The 14,943-nt window shown below is 66.2% G+C and carries 17 protein-coding genes and 1 pseudogene; 11 read left to right on the top strand and 7 right to left on the bottom strand.

Features of this window, described 5'->3' with window-relative positions; translation table 11 throughout:
* Positions 1-57: 57 nt before the first annotated feature.
* Positions 58-375, bottom strand: a complete 318-nt coding sequence (locus tag ACW173_RS14375) for a DUF1476 domain-containing protein (RefSeq protein WP_492080673.1) — start codon at positions 373-375, stop codon at positions 58-60.
* Between the two features lie 392 nt (positions 376-767).
* On the opposite strand from ACW173_RS14375, the gene purC reads away from it, so the two are divergent.
* Positions 768-1,526 (top strand): phosphoribosylaminoimidazolesuccinocarboxamide synthase, encoded by a 759-nt coding sequence (gene purC, locus ACW173_RS14370; protein WP_454714846.1) that lies wholly within the window; start codon positions 768-770, stop codon positions 1,524-1,526.
* 141 nt (positions 1,527-1,667) lie between these two features.
* A complete protein-coding gene (gene purS / locus ACW173_RS14365; protein ID WP_492080672.1) occupies positions 1,668-1,907 on the top strand; it encodes a phosphoribosylformylglycinamidine synthase subunit PurS in 240 nt (79 codons plus the stop codon).
* On the opposite strand, the gene ACW173_RS14360 is transcribed toward purS, so the two are convergent.
* Positions 1,904-2,527: a TetR/AcrR family transcriptional regulator gene (locus ACW173_RS14360; RefSeq protein ID WP_492080671.1), complete on the bottom strand. Its 624-nt coding sequence runs from the start codon at positions 2,525-2,527 to the stop codon at positions 1,904-1,906. The genes purS and ACW173_RS14360 overlap by 4 nt on opposite strands.
* 86 nt (positions 2,528-2,613) lie before the next feature.
* Between ACW173_RS14360 and ACW173_RS14355 the strand changes: the two genes are divergently transcribed.
* The 4 genes from ACW173_RS14355 (at position 2,614) to purQ (ending at position 5,354) form a co-directional block, all read left to right on the top strand.
* Entirely contained in the window at positions 2,614-3,888 is a 1,275-nt protein-coding gene (locus tag ACW173_RS14355) for a cytochrome P450 (RefSeq protein ID WP_492080670.1), read from the top strand.
* Positions 3,889-3,895: 7 nt separating this feature from the next.
* Positions 3,896-4,075 carry a rubredoxin gene (locus ACW173_RS14350; RefSeq protein WP_492080669.1) on the top strand — a complete coding sequence of 60 codons (180 nt, stop codon included), beginning with the start codon at positions 3,896-3,898 and terminating at the stop codon, positions 4,073-4,075.
* Positions 4,076-4,150: 75 nt separating this feature from the next.
* Positions 4,151-4,636: a DUF3291 domain-containing protein gene (locus ACW173_RS14345; RefSeq protein ID WP_492080668.1), complete on the top strand. Its 486-nt coding sequence runs from the start codon at positions 4,151-4,153 to the stop codon at positions 4,634-4,636.
* Between the two features lie 55 nt (positions 4,637-4,691).
* Positions 4,692-5,354 (top strand): phosphoribosylformylglycinamidine synthase subunit PurQ, encoded by a 663-nt coding sequence (gene purQ / locus ACW173_RS14340; protein ID WP_492080667.1) that lies wholly within the window; start codon positions 4,692-4,694, stop codon positions 5,352-5,354.
* Here the strand turns inward: purQ and ACW173_RS14335 are convergent.
* Both ACW173_RS14335 and ACW173_RS14330 read right to left on the bottom strand, forming a co-directional pair.
* Positions 5,351-5,746 carry a type II toxin-antitoxin system VapC family toxin gene (locus ACW173_RS14335; protein WP_492080666.1) on the bottom strand — a complete coding sequence of 132 codons (396 nt, stop codon included), beginning with the start codon at positions 5,744-5,746 and terminating at the stop codon, positions 5,351-5,353. The genes purQ and ACW173_RS14335 overlap by 4 nt on opposite strands.
* Positions 5,746-6,006, bottom strand: a complete 261-nt coding sequence (locus ACW173_RS14330) for a type II toxin-antitoxin system VapB family antitoxin (RefSeq protein WP_492080665.1) — start codon at positions 6,004-6,006, stop codon at positions 5,746-5,748. The genes ACW173_RS14335 and ACW173_RS14330 overlap by 1 nt, the downstream gene beginning before the upstream one ends.
* 107 nt (positions 6,007-6,113) lie before the next feature.
* Between ACW173_RS14330 and ACW173_RS14325 the strand changes: the two genes are divergently transcribed.
* A complete protein-coding gene (locus tag ACW173_RS14325; protein ID WP_492080664.1) occupies positions 6,114-8,048 on the top strand; it encodes a CocE/NonD family hydrolase in 1,935 nt (644 codons plus the stop codon).
* 67 nt (positions 8,049-8,115) lie between these two features.
* Here ACW173_RS14325 and ACW173_RS14320 read toward each other — a convergent pair whose 3' ends face one another.
* Positions 8,116-8,283: a hypothetical protein gene (locus ACW173_RS14320; protein ID WP_492080663.1), complete on the bottom strand. Its 168-nt coding sequence runs from the start codon at positions 8,281-8,283 to the stop codon at positions 8,116-8,118.
* A gap of 390 nt (positions 8,284-8,673) precedes the next feature.
* Between ACW173_RS14320 and ACW173_RS14315 the strand changes: the two are divergent.
* The 3 genes and pseudogenes from ACW173_RS14315 to ACW173_RS14305 all read left to right on the top strand — a co-directional run.
* Positions 8,674-8,877 (top strand): annotated as a pseudogene (locus ACW173_RS14315) (hypothetical protein); the annotation flags it as partial.
* Between the two features lie 94 nt (positions 8,878-8,971).
* On the top strand, positions 8,972-11,179 hold the full coding sequence (gene purL, locus ACW173_RS14310) for a phosphoribosylformylglycinamidine synthase subunit PurL (RefSeq protein ID WP_492080662.1): 2,208 nt from the start codon (positions 8,972-8,974) through the stop codon (positions 11,177-11,179).
* Between the two features lie 17 nt (positions 11,180-11,196).
* A complete protein-coding gene (locus tag ACW173_RS14305; protein WP_492080661.1) occupies positions 11,197-11,544 on the top strand; it encodes a hypothetical protein in 348 nt (115 codons plus the stop codon).
* A 130-nt stretch (positions 11,545-11,674) separates the two neighbouring features.
* Here ACW173_RS14305 and ACW173_RS14300 read toward each other — a convergent pair whose 3' ends face one another.
* Both ACW173_RS14300 and ACW173_RS14295 read right to left on the bottom strand, forming a co-directional pair.
* Positions 11,675-13,492, bottom strand: a complete 1,818-nt coding sequence (locus ACW173_RS14300) for a PAS domain-containing hybrid sensor histidine kinase/response regulator (protein WP_492085997.1) — start codon at positions 13,490-13,492, stop codon at positions 11,675-11,677.
* Positions 13,493-13,613: 121 nt separating this feature from the next.
* Positions 13,614-14,558, bottom strand: a complete 945-nt coding sequence (locus ACW173_RS14295; protein WP_492080660.1) for a M20/M25/M40 family metallo-hydrolase — start codon at positions 14,556-14,558, stop codon at positions 13,614-13,616.
* A gap of 143 nt (positions 14,559-14,701) precedes the next feature.
* Between ACW173_RS14295 and ACW173_RS14290 the strand changes: the two genes are divergently transcribed.
* Positions 14,702-14,938: a BolA/IbaG family iron-sulfur metabolism protein gene (locus tag ACW173_RS14290; protein WP_492080659.1), complete on the top strand. Its 237-nt coding sequence runs from the start codon at positions 14,702-14,704 to the stop codon at positions 14,936-14,938.
* Positions 14,939-14,943: the final 5 nt, after the last annotated feature.

The following is a 14,943-nucleotide window of genomic DNA, read 5'->3' as shown; positions in this document are numbered from 1 at the left end:
CAAAGAAAAGGGCCGCTCGAAAGAGCGGCCCTTATTCGTTCGGCTCGAGCGAGAAACTTACTCGCCGGCCTTCAGCTGTTCGCGGGCCACGGCCAGCAGTTCCGCCATCTTCATGCGGACCTCGCCTTCCGAGGCGGCGACGCCCGAGCCCTTGAGGTCTTCGAAGACCTTGCGGAACACGTCCTCGTCGCCGGGCTGTTCGAAGTCGGACTTCACCACGGCGCGAGCATATTCCTCGACCGTCGCCAGGCCCATCAGGCCGGCCGCCCATTCGCCCAGCAGGCGGTTGCGGCGGGCGGTCGCCTTGAATTCCAGTTCGTTGTCGTGCGCGAACTTGCGTTCGAAACCCTGTTCGCGTTCGTCGAAGGTGGTCATGAAGGCCCCAAAGTCGCCAGCCTGTCGCGGTCAGATGAATTCATCCGGCCGCGACAGGCCATAATTCTAAACATTTTGAGCATGATGGTCGCCGAAACCGGCGTCCACTTTCGGCTATCATGCTCTTCAGCCGGCTGCATATCTCGTGGCGGTCTCCACCGCAATCGGCGGATAAGCCGCGGGCGACGTTTCCGGTCTCAGCATAGACCAAAACAACCCACCTTTGTTTGCGCGGCGGCCCTCATTCAGGTAGGTTCCATAAGATATTTTTAGTGAGCGGCCTTGAGTCGGATGTCGCGCGCAGCTATCCGCCGCGCGCGCTTTTCGTTTCTTCGGGAACTTTTCCCGGCAAGGCTGGGCGCGCGCTTCCCAGAAGGGCCTCGACGAGAGCCATGACGACCCGTCGCAAGAAGATCTACGAAGGCAAGGCCAAGATCTTGTACGAGGGCCCCGAGCCGGGCACCCTGATCCAGTACTTCAAGGACGACGCGACGGCCTTCAACGCCCAGAAGAAGGCCATTCTCGAAGGCAAGGGCGTCATCAACAACCGGATCAGCGAGTACATCATGACTCGCCTGAACGGGATCGGCGTCCAGAACCACTTCATCCGTCGCCTGAACCTGCGCGAGCAGCTGATCAAGGAAGTCGAGATCGTCCCGCTCGAGGTCGTGGTGCGCAACATCGCCGCCGGCTCGATCGCCACGCGCCTGGGCCTGACCGAGGGTCAGCCCCTGCCCCGCTCGATCATCGAATTCTACTACAAGGACGACAAGCTGGGCGACCCGATGGTCTCCGAAGAGCACATCACCGCCTTCAACTGGGCCGCGACCCAGGAGATCGACGATATGATGGCCATGGCCCTGCGGGTGAACGACTACCTGTCGGGCCTGTTCAGCGCCGTCGGCATCACCCTGGTGGACTTCAAGGTCGAGTTCGGCCGCATCTACGAAGGCGACTTCTCGCGGATCATCCTGGCCGACGAGATCAGCCCCGACAGCTGCCGCCTCTGGGACTCGACGACCAACGAGAAGCTGGACAAGGACCGCTTCCGCCGCGACCTGGGCAATGTCATCGAAAGCTATACCGAGGTGGCCCGCCGCCTGGGGATCATGAAGGAAATGCCGACCGTCATCCAAGGCGGCGTGCACTGAGCCCTTCCGATCTGATCGCACCAATCAGATCGAATAAAAGGGCTCGGACCAAAAGTCGGAGCATTTTCTGACCAGAAAATGCTCTGGGCCCTTCATTCGAAAGCAGCGCGAAGCCGAAGGCCGCGCGGGGAGAACCTGTCAGTGAAAGCCACCGTCCACGTGTTCCTGAAGCCCGGCGTGCTCGACGTCCAGGGCAAGGCTGTCGAGAACGCCCTGCATGGCCTGGGCTGGCCCTCGGTCAAGGACGCCCGCGTCGGTCGCGTCATCGAATTCGACCTCGACGCCACGGACGCCGAAGCCGCCAAGGCCGAGGTCAAGTCAATGTGCGACAAGCTGCTGGCCAACACGGTCATCGAAAGCTACCGCATCGACATCGCCTAAGCGGCGAAACTCGCCCTCAGCGCCGCCAGGCTGGTCTCCCGGATGGGCTCCAGGTCCATGCCGGGATCGACCAGCAACTGGGTCGACAGGCCCAGCAGAAGCGAACCCACGATCAGCGCCGTGGCGTCGGGATTCAGGCCGACGCGAATGACGCCTTCCGCCTGGCCGCGCAGCACCAGCCCCTCCAGCCGGACCTCGACCTCCCTGTGGGCGGCGGCGAAGGGGCCGCGCAGGCCCGACACCTCGGCCACCGCGCCGGACATCAGCACGAAATAGGCCCGCAGCTCGCCGTCATCGGCCAGGGTCCGCAGGAAGATGTCGACGAAGGCCAGGATCGCCTCCAGCCCATCCAGCGTGTCGAGCTGGCGGTCATCGAGCAGGCTCCGCAGGCGCGCCTGCAGGCGACCGATCAGCGCCTCGATCAACCCCTGCTTGGAGCCGAACCGCTGGGTGACGAGGCCACGGCTATAGCCGGCCCGCAGCCCGATGTTCTCGAAGGTCGCAGCCGCCACGCCCTGCTCGGCGATCAGTTCGGCGGCAGCGCGCAGGAGTTCCGCCTCGGACTGTTGGCGACGATCGGACTGCGTGCGCCGCACGGGAACCTTAAGGACGGATGTCATCTTGCGGATCGTAGTTATTTGTTGGACAACAAGCAAATAATAGAAACGGCCGAGAGCCGTTCCCCGGGAGCATCAGGAGGCCGCACGTGACGATCCCCGCCGACATCGCCAAGGATATTGTCGACCCCACCGCCTATGCCGACGGCGAGCGCGTCGACCAGGCGTTCGCCTGGCTGCGCCGCGAGGCGCCGCTGGACGTCGCCCAGCCCGAGGGCTTCGATCCGTTCTGGGTCGTCACCCGCCACGCCGACATCCTGGAGGTCGAGCGCCAGAACGAGCTGTTCCACAATGGCGACCGCGCCACGGTCCTGACCACGATCGAAGCCGACCGCAAGGTGCGCGAGATGATGGGCGGCTCGCCCCATCTGGTTCGCTCCCTGGTGCAGATGGATAACCCCGACCACTTCGCCTACCGCAAGATCACTCAGGGCTCGCTGCTACCGCAGAACCTGCGCGCGCTGGAGGCCCGCATCCGCGAGATCGCCCGCGGCTTCGTCGACCGCATGGCCGAGCACGGCGACCGCTGCGACTTCGCCCGGGACGTGGCCTTCCTCTATCCGTTGCACGTGATCATGGAGGTGCTGGGCGTTCCGGAGAGCGACGAGCCCCGGATGCTGAAGCTGACCCAGGAACTGTTCGGCAACGCCGATCCGGAGCTGAACCGCAGCGGCAAGACGATCACCGACGCCGGCGAGGGTGTCGACAGCATCCAGTCCGTGGTCATGGACTTCATGATGTATTTCAACGCCATGACCGAGGACCGCCGCGCCAAGCCGCGCGACGACCTGGCCAGCATCATCGCCAACGGCAAGATCAACGGCGAGCCGATGGGGCACCTGGAGGCGATGAGCTACTACATCATCGCCGCCACCGCCGGCCACGACACCACCTCGTCCACCACCGCCGGCGCGTTGTGGGCTCTGGCCGAGAACCCCGAGCAGTTCGCCAAGGTCAAGGCCGACCCGTCGCTGATCTCCGGCCTGATCGAAGAGTCGATCCGCTGGGTCACGCCGGTGAAGCACTTCATGCGCACGGCCACCGCCGACGCCGAACTGGCCGGCAAGAAGATCGCCAAGGGCGACTGGCTGTTCCTGTCCTATCCCTCGGGCAACCGCGACGAGACGGTGTTCGAGGACCCGTTCAGCTTCAAGGTCGACCGCACGCCCAACAAGCACATCGCCTTCGGATACGGCGCGCACATCTGCCTGGGCCAGCATCTGGCGCGGATGGAGATGCGCATCCTGTGGGAGGAACTGTTCGCCCGCCTCGACAGCGTCGAACTGGATGGCGCCCCCACCCGCATGACCGCCAACTTCGTCTGCGGCCCGAAGTCGGTGCCGATCCGCTTCAAGATGCACTGAGGCGGCGATGAGCGCGGCGCCCTTCAAGGTCTGGCAGTGCCGGACGTGCGGCTACATCTATGACGAGGAGCAGGGCGATCCGGCCGAAGGCCTGGCGCCCGGCGCCCGCTGGGCCGACCTGCCCGGCAGCTGGATCTGCCCGCTGTGCGGCACGCCCAAGTCCGACTTCGACATGATCGAGCTGTAGAAAAAGTCGGCCGGTCCCCTTCCGCCCGAAGCTTCGCCGCACGATGTTCGGCCGAACGCGGAAGGGAGATCATCGATGAACGCCAAATTCCAATTGGCCCAGGTCAATGTCGGCCGGCTGAAGGCCCCGATCGACCACCCGATGATCAAGGACTTCGCCGACAACCTCGACCGGATCAACGCCCTGGCCGAAGGCTCGCCCGGCTTCGTCTGGCGGCTGAAGGGCGATGGCAACAACGCCACCGACCTGGCGATCGAGAACGACCCGCTGTTCATCCCCAACCTGTCTGTCTGGGAGGACATCCCCTCGCTCGGCGCCTTCGTCTATCGCAGCGGGCATGTGGAGATCATGCGGCGCCGCCGCGAATGGTTCGAGCACATGGACCTCTACATGGCCCTGTGGTGGGTCCCGGCCGGCCATACGCCGACGGTCCAGGAAGCGCTGGAGAAGCTTGCCCTGCTCGAGGCCCACGGCCCCACGCCGGCCGCCTTCACCTTCAAGTCGCCCTTCCCGCCGCCCACCGGCGAAGCGGTCGAGCCCGAGCTGGACGCATGCGCCTGACTTTCCCGCCGCGCGGGACTGACATCCGTCCCGAACGGTGCTACAGGCCCGCGCCATGAAAGCCGCCGTCGTCGTATTCCCCGGTTCGAACTGCGATCGTGACTGCAAGGTCGCCATCGAGCGCTCCGCCGGAGCCCGTGTCGAAATGGTCTGGCACCAGGAGACGGCGCTGCCGGACGACCTGGACCTGATCGTCCTGCCCGGCGGCTTCTCGTACGGCGACTACCTGCGCTGCGGCGCCATGGCGGCGCTTAGCCCCGTGATGAAGGAAGTCGTCTCGGCCGCCGAAAAGGGCGTCGCCGTCGTCGGCATCTGCAACGGGTTCCAGGTCCTGACGGAAGTCGGCCTGCTGCCCGGCGCCCTGCTGCGCAACGCCGGCCTGAAGTACGTCTGCAAGCCGGTCGGCCTGGACATCGTCAACGGCCAGACCCGCTTCACCGCCGGTTACGGTGAGCAGCGCCAGGCGGTGATGACCGTCGGCAACGGCGAGGGCAACTACTTCGCCGACGAGGAAACCCTCGACCGGATCGAGGGCGAAGGCCAGGTGGTGTTCCGCTATCAGGAAAACCCCAACGGCTCGGCTCGCGCCATCGCCGGCATCGTCAACGCCAAGGGCAACGTCCTGGGCCTGATGCCCCACCCCGACCGCGCCTTCGACCCCGACCTCGGCTCGGAAGACGGCGCGGTGCTGTTCCGCAGCATCTTCCAGAGCGCCTAGTAGGGGGCAGCGACCACGTCGGTTCGCGAGAAGTCGTCACCCTTGAACAACAGCGGCTCGCCCGTGGCCTTGGCCAGGGCGTAGGCGAAGCTGTCGCCGTAGTTCAGGCCGGCCGGATGACGCGTGCGACCGTAATCTTCCAAAGCTTGCGCGGCGATCCGGGCCTGCTCCACGGTCACCTCGACAATGACGAGTTCAAGGTCGCGAAAGGTTCTCTCGACCGTCGCCGCGGCGGCCGCCTTAGGGCGGCGGCGCGCGACGACCGCGACGCATTCGACATAACTCGCCGCCGAGATCAGACGCGTGTCCGCCGAGAGAATGGCGCCGAGGAAAGCCTCTCGCTCGGGTTCACCGCTCTCGATCGCAATCATCGCCGAACTGTCGATGATCATCAGCGTGGCAGCCCGTACTCGTCGTACATCTCGGCTTCGATCTCTTCGCGGCTGAGCCCCGTGTCCGGCCCCAAGTCACGGCTGTCGAGCCGACGCACGAAGTCCGCGACCTTGTCCTCCACCGTGCGAGGATCGCCGCCTCGCCGCTTGAGTTCATTTTCGGCGGCGACGCGCACGGCTTCCGTCAACCCCAAACCAGTACGGCGAGCCAGATCGCGCACGACGCGATCGGTGCCCGGATCCTTGATGCTGAAAGCCATCTAGAAAACTCCCAATTTCTAGACAATAGCACGACGCTTAAGCGTTACACTATAGCACTACCTCGAAACCGCTCCTAAGGTGTTCGCCACTGTAGGAGGGCCAATCCATGAGTCTCGTTTCCAAGCTGCGCGCTGGCCTGCTGGCCGCCGCGGCTCTGTCCGTCTTCGCGTCCGCCGCCGCCCAAGCGCAGGTCACGGCGATGACGCCGGACATCGACGGCAAGTACGTCCAGACCAAGGTCAATTACGACTACGAAAAGCGCGTCGTCATGATCCCCATGCGTGACGGGACCAAGCTCTACACCGTCATCGTGGTCCCCAAGGGCGGCAAGAACCTGCCCATCATGCTGACCCGCACCCCCTACAACGCCGCCAAGCGCGCCGCCCGCGCCGACAGCCCGCGCATGGTCTCGGCCATGCCGCAGGGCGACGAGCCGTTCGTGGCCGACGGCGGCTATATCCGCGTCTTCCAGGACATCCGCGGCAAGTACGGCTCGGAGGGCGAGTACGTTATGACGCGCCCGCTGAAGGGGCCGCTGAACTCCTCGGAAGTCGACCACTCCACCGACGCCTACGACACCATCGACTGGCTGGTGAAGAACGTGCCCGAGACCAACGGCAAGGTCGGCATGCTGGGCAGCTCGTACGAGGGCTTCACGGTGGTGATGGCCCTGGTCAATCCGCACCCGGCCCTGAAGGTCGCCGCGCCGATGAGCCCGATGGTCGACGGCTGGATGGGCGACGACTGGTTCCAGTACGGCGCCTTCCGCCAGATCAATTTCGACTACTTCGCCGGCCAGACCAGCGTGCGCGGCGCGGGCGAGGGCGTCCAACGCCAAGGGTATGACGACTACGCCAACTTCCTGCGCGAAGGCTCGGCCGGCGACTACGCCAAGAACCATGGCCTGGACAAGCTGCCCTGGACCCAGAAGCTGTTCGCCCACCCGGCCTATGACAGCTTCTGGAGCGAGCAGGCCCTCGACAAGACCATGGAGAAGACGCCGCTCAAGGTGCCGACCATGTGGATCCAGGGTCTGTGGGACCAGGAGGACATCTGGGGCGCGGTGCACGCCTATCCGGCCCTGGAGTCCAAGGATGCCGGCAACGACAAGAACTACCTGGTGCTGGGTCCCTGGCGGCACAGCCAGGTCAATTACGACGGCTACAATCTGGGTCCGTTCAAGTGGGACGGCGACACCGCCCTGCAGTTCCGCCGCGACGTGATGAAACCGTTCTTCGACCAGTACCTGAAGGACGGCCCCAAGGCCGACACTCCGCCGGTGCTGATCTACGACCCCGGTCAGAACAAGTGGAACCGCTACGCGTCCTGGCCGCAGGCTGGTGGCGAGGGCAAGCCGGGCAAGAACCTCTATCTGGACGCCAAGGGCGCCCTCTCCTTCTCCGCCCCGGCGGCGGCCAAGGGCGCGGCGGCCTATGACGAATATGTCGCCGACCCGGCCAAGCCGGTGCCCTACATCCCGCGTCCGATGCAGTTCTCCGACCGCGGCCGGTGGACGCCGTGGCTGGTCACCGACCAGCGTAGCGTCGACGGCCGTCCCGACGTCCTGAGCTACGTCACCGAACCGCTGACCGAGCCCCTGAAGATCGCCGGCGTGCCCAAGGTCAACCTGGTGGCCTCGACCAGCGGCACAGACAGCGACTGGGTGGTCAAGCTGATCGACGTCTTCCCGGACGAGGTCCCCAGCCAGCCAGAACTCGGCGGCTACGAACTGGCGGTGGGCATGCACATCTTCCGCGGCCGCTACCGCGAAAGCTTCAGCGAGCCCAAGGCGCTGACGCCGGGTAAGCCGCTGAAGTACCAGTTCATCCTGCCGACCGCGAACTACACCTTCCAACCGGGTCACCGGATCATGGTGCAAGTCCAGTCCAGCTGGTTCCCGCTCTATGACCGCAACCCGCAGACCTTCGTGCCGAACATCTTCTTCGCCAAGCCGGCCGACTACGTGAAGGCCACGCAACGGGTGTTCCACGCGGGCGACACGGCCAGCTTCATCGAGCTGCCGGTGGTGGACGCCAAGTAGCCATACGAAAAGGGCCGGCGGTGACCAACCGCCGGCCCTTCCCACTTACGGAGAGGATTTGGTCAGGTCAGCGCTCGCCGCGCCTGACGTTGTCATCCTGGGGGTTGGCCTGACCGCCCGGGTTGCGGCCCTGATCGTCCCGCCTGGGCTGGTTTTGCTGTTGTTGCTGCTGGCCAGGCGCTCGACGCTGCTGGTCGTTCTGCTGCTGCTGCGGGTTCCGGTTGTTGTCAGCCATCGGGCTTACTCCTTTTCACCGCGCGCTCTAGACGCACGATGACAAAACGGCCCCGGACTCAGGCCGTTCCTACGGCGGAGTCGCCTTAATTCCGGCTAAGCTCAAGGATTTTCAAGGGTTTCTCGATCATCCGCCCCTTGATGCGGGGATCGCCGGCCCGCGTGATGATCGGCGCGTCGCGGATGACGCAGACGGGTCTCCTGAAATGATATGACCACCATGGCGGGCTTCGCGGGGGAAAGCTTCGCCTTGGACTAGAGAATTAAGGTTAAGCCGCACCGCTCGGGTGAGATCGCTGGAATAGCCGTTTCAAGTCGCCCAACGTTCACCCAAGGGAAAAACACGAAGGTATCGGCGGAGCCTTCCAGGACACACAGAGCTAGAACCAACATGGCCGACCCCGAAGTTCGGTTCCCCGAGACCTATGTCAGCGGCGTGCCCGTCTGGGCCAAGCGCCGCAAACGCTCGAGCATCAATCCGCTGCTCAACACGATCATCGTCGTGCTGGCCTTGTTCGGCGCCATCGTCATCGGCGTCTCGCTGCGCATGGGCTCGGTCGAGAAGGGCGGCGCGGTGATCGATCAGTGGATCGCTCTGGGCATGAAGCACCTGGAGACCGCCATCAAGGCGATGTAGCGGGTTACGCGGCTGTAGCGGAATCCGAGCGAGCGGGTTAGAAGGCGCGCCCATGAGCACGCCCCAAAAGCCCATGGCCGAATTGGCCGCCGAGTTCGGCCTGAAACCGGCCGAATATGACGTTGTCCTCAAGCGCCTGGGCCGAGAGCCCAACCTGGTGGAGCTGGGCGTCTTCTCGGTGATGTGGTCCGAGCACTGCTCGTACAAATCGTCCAAGAACCAGCTGAAGAAGTTCCCCATCGACGGTCCGCGCGTCATCTGCGGTCCGGGCGAGAACGCCGGCGTCATCGACATCGGCGACGGTGACGCGATCATCTTCAAGATGGAGAGCCACAACCACCCGTCCTACATCGAGCCCTATCAAGGCGCGGCGACGGGCGTGGGCGGTATCATGCGCGACGTCTTCACGATGGGCGCGCGGCCGATCGCCCTGCTGAACGCTCTGCGCTTCGGTGATCCCAACCACCCGAAGACCAAGCGCCTCGTCGACGGCGTGGTGGCGGGCATCGCCGGCTACGGCAACTGCGTGGGCGTGCCCACGGTCGCCGGCGAGACCAACTTCCACAAGGGCTACAACGGCAACATCCTGGTCAACGCCATGTGCGTGGGCCTGGCCAAGGCCGACAGCATCTTCTATTCGGCCGCCCCGGGCCCGGGCCTGGCGGTCGTCTATTTCGGCTCCAAGACCGGTCGCGACGGCATCCACGGCGCGACCATGTCCTCGACCGAGTTCACCGAGGACTCCGAGGAAAAGCGCCCGACCGTGCAGGTCGGCGACCCCTTCGCCGAAAAGCTGCTGATCGAGGCGACCCTGGAACTGATGGCCACCGGCGCGGTCGCCGCCATCCAGGACATGGGCGCCGCGGGCCTGACCTCGTCGTCGGTCGAGATGGCCGGCAAGGGCGGCGTCGGCATCGAGCTGAACATGGACATGGTCCCGCAGCGTGAAGAGGGCATGTCGGCCTACGAGATGATGCTGTCGGAAAGCCAGGAGCGCATGCTGGCGGTCCTGAAGCCCGGCCGCGAGCAGGACGGCCACGCCATCTTCGAGAAGTGGGGCCTGGACGCCGCCGTCATCGGCTACACCACCGACACCGGCCGCCTGGTGCTGAAGCATCACGGCGAAACGGTCTGCGACGTGCCGCTGGCCCCGCTGTTCGACGACGCGCCGCTGTACGACCGCCCCTGGGTGCAACCCGCGCTACAGCCTCGCCTCGACCCGGGTCAGATCCCCGCCCCGATCGACTGGAACGAAGCCGTCCTGAAGATCGTCGGCAGCCCCGACATGGCCTCCAAGCGCTGGCTGTGGGAACAGTACGACCGCCACGTGATGGCCGACACCCTGGAAGACAGCGCCACCGGCTGCGACGCCGGCATCGTACGCATCCACGGCTCGGGCAAGGCCATCGCCGTGACCAGCGACTGCACCCCGCGCTACGTCCAGGCCGACCCCTACGAGGGCGGCAAGCAGGCCGTGGCGGAAGCCTGGCGCAACCTGACGGCGGCCGGCGCCCTGCCGATCGCCATCACCGACAACCTCAACTTCGGCAGCCCCGAAAAGCCCGAGACCATGGGCCAGATCGTGCGCGCCACCGACGGCATGGCCGAGGCCTGCCGCGCGCTCGACTTCCCGGTCGTGAGCGGCAATGTCAGCCTCTACAACGAGACCAACGGCGTCGCCATTCCGCCGACCCCGACCGTCGGCGCCGTGGGCCTGCTGGAAGACTACGACCTGCGCACCGGCTTCGGCGCGGTGGCCGAGGGCGACACGCTGGTGCTGATCGGCGAGACGCACGGCGAACTGGGCGCCTCGATCTATCTGCGCGAGATCCTGGGCCGCGAGGACGGCGCCCCGCCGCCGGTCGACCTGGCCGTCGAGCGCAAGAACGGTGACTTCGTGCGCGGGCTGATCAGCTCGGGCCTGGTCGCCGGCGTCCACGACCTGTCGGACGGCGGCCTGCTGATCGCCGCGGCCGACATCGCCCTGGCCAGCAAGGTCGGCGTCACCCTGAACGCCACCAGCCAGGCTCACGCCCACCCCTACCTGTTCGGCGAAGACCAGGCCCGCTACCTGATCGCCACCCCGGACCCGGACGCGGTGCTGGAAGCGGCCAAGGACGCCGGCGTCCACGCCAACCTGGCCGGCGTCGCGGGCGGGAACGACTTCGCCTCGAAGGACCTTTTCAGCGTCCCGCTGGACACCCTGCGCACGGCCCACGAAGCCTGGCTGCCGGGCTACATGAACGCCCCCAAGGCGTAAGAGAAAGCCCGAGTATCATGCGTATCCTCGCCCTCACGGCTGTCGCCGCGCTCCTGCTGAGCGCCTGCGCCCCCACCGCTCAGCCGGCGGCTCCGTCGGCTGAAAACCTGGCCAGCGCCTGCGCGGCCAAGGGCGGCGCGATCCAGCCGGTCGGCAGGGCCCAGATCCCGACCTGCGTCATCCCCTACGCCGACGCCGGCAAGGCCTGCACCGACAAGGCTCAGTGCGAGGGCGCCTGCATCCTCGAAGGCAACATCGAGACCACGGGCGCGGTCGCCGGGACCTGCCAGAAAACCAACCGCCAATTCGGCTGCTACGCCAAGGTCGTGAACGGCAAGGCGACGGCGGCGATCTGCGTGGACTGAGCCTGAACTCTCCTCCCCCTCTGGGGGAGGTGGCCCGGAGGGTCGGAGGGGGCAGCGCGGCAGAGGCCGAGTAGCCCCCTCAGTCGGCTTCGCCGACAGCTCCCCCAGCGGGGGAGCGGATTCCTTGCCCTTAAGCCGCGTGCACCCTTCCCGACCACCGCGCCACCGTCTCCAGGAGCTTCGTCGGGTTGATCGGCTTGCCGAGGTGATCATCCATCCCAGCCGCGAGGCAGTTGGCGATCTGTTCGGGCAGGACGTTGGCGGTCATGGCCACGATCGGGGTGGCCGCGCCGCGGGCGCCTTCCATGGCGCGGATCTCGCGGGTGGCGGTCAGGCCGTCCATCACCGGCATCTGCACGTCCATCAGGACGAGGTCGTAGTGGCCCTGGCGCATGGCCTCGACGCCGGCCACGCCGTCATTGGCGGTCTCCACGCCGATGCCGAACGGCTCCAGCATGGTGCGGATCAGTTCGCGGTTCACCGCATTGTCCTCGACCAGCAGCAGGCGCACGCCGGCGTCGGGATCTAGGGGCGACACCTCCTCGGCCCCGTGAGCGGGCAGCTCGGCCAGCGGCCCCCGCACCTCGAACCAGAAGGTCGAGCCCTCGCCTTCGACGCTGTCGACGCCGATCCTGCCCTCCATGCGCTCGATGATCCGGCGCGAGATGGCCAGGCCCAGGCCCGTGCCGCCGAACCGGCGCGAGACCGCCGCGTCGGCCTGTGAGAAGCGGTCGAAGATCGCCTCGCGGTTCCCGGGCGCGATGCCGATGCCGGTGTCGATCACTTCGCCGCGCAGCAGCGCCTGATCGCCGTCGATCGTCTGGGTCAGGGCGACGGTGATCGCGCCATGGGCCGTGAACTTCACGGCGTTGGACAGGAAATTCAGCAGCACCTGCGACAGGCGCGGGCCGTCCAGGCTCATCGGCGCGACATTGCTGGCCGCGCGAACCTCGACCTTCAGGCCCTTGGCCACGGCGCGCTCCTCGACCAGGGCGGCGCAGGACGAGGCCATGGCGGCCGGATCGAACGGACCCGGATCCAGCTCCAGCCCGCCGGCCTCCAGCCGCGAGAAGTCCAGCACGTCGTTGACGACGCTGAGCAGGGTGTTGCTGGCGTCCAGGATGTGGCCGACCTGGCGGACGGCGGTGTCGTCGAGATCGCGCGAGCGGCGCAGGACCTCGGCGAAGCCGATGATCGCCGTCAGCGGCGTGCGCAGCTCGTGGGTCATGTTGGCCAGGAAGTCGGACTTGGCCGCCGAGGCCGCCTCGGCCATCTCCAGCGCCTTGGCGATGTCGATTTCCAGCCGCTTGCGCTGGGTGATGTCGCGCGAGGTGACCAGCAGGATGTCCGAACCGTCGCCCAGGCGGGAATAGGAGCTCTCCAGCCAGATCACCCCGCCATCCTTGCGGAACGACTCGTAGTCGGCGTGGACGGGCGGTCCGCCGGGGATCAGACCACGGATCACGCGCTGGACGCGCTTGAAGTCGGCCTCGGTGACCATGGCCTGAGGCGGCAGGGCCATGAACTCGTCGTGCGTGTAGCCGGTGATGCGTGCGATGCTGGGCGAGCTGTAGATGCGCTCGCCCTTGGGCGACCATAGGGCTACGTGGTCGGTCAGGTTGTCGCCTAGCAGGCGATACAGGCGGTCGGCCTCGCGATACTTGGCCAGGGCCTGCTCGGCCTCCTCGACGGCGCGTTGCTTGGCCTCGACGCTGGCCGACAGGTCGTCGCGCAGCTCCTCCAGTTTCATCCGCTGGCTAGTCAGCCAATAGGCCAGCGGCGTGGCAACCACGGTGGCGATGATCAAGGTCGTGAAGGGCGTGAAGGCCTGCGCGTTGCGCATGACCAGCACGTTGATGACATAGTCCGCGAGCAGCGCCGCGCCCACGATCAGACCGACCGTCGGCGCGGTTTTGAAGATCCGGTCTCTAACGGCGGCCGGGTTGATCGCGGCGCTCCTTCAGCTTGGCGGAATCAAGATGAGCCCCGCCACATTAAGGAGAGATGAGGTTGCTCCGCCAGCCGGGCGACAATTCGCCGCGCCGTAAAATCACAGTGAAACCGAGGGTTTATCGACCCGACGCCTTGGCCACATCGTCGAGGTCATGCTCCAGCGCCTGGCTGGCCTGGACCACGGTCGCCACCGAGCGCTTGAAGAAGTCCCGCGGCACGGTCGCGAAGTCGTCCGTGGGCTTATGATATTCTGGATGGTCCTCGACCCCGAAATAGACCCACGGCACGCCCTTCTCGGCGAAGGCGTAGTGGTCCGACTGGGTGGTCCAGTTGTTCTCCTTGCCGCCCTCGTCGGTGTCGTGGCCCAGCTTCAGAGTGACTTTCGCGGTCGAGGCCGCCTTGACCAGGATCGGCTTCAGGTAAGGGAAAGGCGCGGTCCCGGCGACGTAGAGCTCGTTCTTCGGGTTCTTGGCCAGCATGTCGAAATTGATGTTCAGGGCGATCGTCGGCAGCGGGACCGGCGGGTTGGCCGCGAAAGCCTTGGCGCCGCGCAGGCCGCCCTCCTCGGCGTCGACCACCGCCAGGATGACGTCGTGCCGGGGGGGCTTGGCCTTGAACGCCTCGGCCACCGCCAACAGCCCCGCCACGCCCGAGGCGTTGTCGTCGGCGCCGTTGTAGACCTGGCCGTCGCGGACACCCAGGTGGTCGTAGTGGGCCGAGACGACCACGGCCTTGCCGCTGCCTTCCGTCCCCTTGATGCGGGCCACCAGGTTGGTCCCCTGCACGGTCGAGCCGTCGCGCTTCGTGAAGCTGAAGGTCTGTTCGAACTTGTCGCCCAGCGGCGACAGGCCGATCTGCGCGAACCGCGACAGGATATAGGCCCGCGCCTTTTCCGAGCCGGGCGTGCCGACCAGCCGGCCCTGCATGTCGTCGGCCGAGAGGACGCGGACATCGTCGAGCGCCCTGTCGCCCGGATCGGCGAAGGCGGGCGTGGCCGCGGCCAGAATGACGACGGCCAAAACAGGGGTGGGCAGCGCCAGGGCGCGGGAAAGAAGGATCATTCCGCCTACATGCCGTGCGCCGCGCGGCGATTTCAATTAAATCTCCGACAGATCGCCGTGGCCCGGAATGACAAACGCTGTCAGCGTGCGTCCGTCCTTAAGGAATCGCGGCCAGATAGACCCAGAGACCGGAGTCCCTACCCGTGCCCATGTCCCATGCCGAGCTCGAAACCCGCCTCACGCAGGCCTTCCCCGATTCCGAGATCGTGCTGACCGACCTGGCCGGCGACAACGACCACTGGAAGGCCCGTATCGTCTCGCCGGCCTTCAAGGGCCTGCCGCGCGTGCGCCAGCATCAGCTGGTCAACAAGGCCCTGGCCGACGTGCTGGGCGGAACCCTGCACGCGCTGGCCCTCGAAACCGCCGCCCCGGCCGAGTAGGAGCA

This window comes from Caulobacter sp. ALps2 (assembly GCF_058681635.1).
Note: the sequence above shows the minus strand (reverse complement) of the source record. Positions and strands in the feature narration are given on the sequence as shown.

What these genes read in the sequence shown, in the direction of transcription:
- ACW173_RS14375 (WP_492080673.1), bottom strand. Translation starts at nt 375, where the DNA reads ATGACCACCTTCGACGAACGCGAACAGGGTTTCGAACGCAAGTTCGCG.
- purC (WP_454714846.1), top strand. Translation starts at nt 768, where the DNA reads ATGACGACCCGTCGCAAGAAGATCTACGAAGGCAAGGCCAAGATCTTG.
- ACW173_RS14360 (WP_492080671.1), bottom strand. Translation starts at nt 2,527, where the DNA reads ATGACATCCGTCCTTAAGGTTCCCGTGCGGCGCACGCAGTCCGATCGT.
- ACW173_RS14350 (WP_492080669.1), top strand. Translation starts at nt 3,896, where the DNA reads ATGAGCGCGGCGCCCTTCAAGGTCTGGCAGTGCCGGACGTGCGGCTAC.
- ACW173_RS14345 (WP_492080668.1), top strand. Translation starts at nt 4,151, where the DNA reads ATGAACGCCAAATTCCAATTGGCCCAGGTCAATGTCGGCCGGCTGAAG.
- purQ (WP_492080667.1), top strand. Translation starts at nt 4,692, where the DNA reads ATGAAAGCCGCCGTCGTCGTATTCCCCGGTTCGAACTGCGATCGTGAC.
- ACW173_RS14335 (WP_492080666.1), bottom strand. Translation starts at nt 5,746, where the DNA reads ATGATCATCGACAGTTCGGCGATGATTGCGATCGAGAGCGGTGAACCC.
- ACW173_RS14330 (WP_492080665.1), bottom strand. Translation starts at nt 6,006, where the DNA reads ATGGCTTTCAGCATCAAGGATCCGGGCACCGATCGCGTCGTGCGCGAT.
- ACW173_RS14325 (WP_492080664.1), top strand. Translation starts at nt 6,114, where the DNA reads ATGAGTCTCGTTTCCAAGCTGCGCGCTGGCCTGCTGGCCGCCGCGGCT.
- ACW173_RS14320 (WP_492080663.1), bottom strand. Translation starts at nt 8,283, where the DNA reads ATGGCTGACAACAACCGGAACCCGCAGCAGCAGCAGAACGACCAGCAG.
- purL (WP_492080662.1), top strand. Translation starts at nt 8,972, where the DNA reads ATGAGCACGCCCCAAAAGCCCATGGCCGAATTGGCCGCCGAGTTCGGC.
- ACW173_RS14305 (WP_492080661.1), top strand. Translation starts at nt 11,197, where the DNA reads ATGCGTATCCTCGCCCTCACGGCTGTCGCCGCGCTCCTGCTGAGCGCC.
- ACW173_RS14295 (WP_492080660.1), bottom strand. Translation starts at nt 14,558, where the DNA reads ATGATCCTTCTTTCCCGCGCCCTGGCGCTGCCCACCCCTGTTTTGGCC.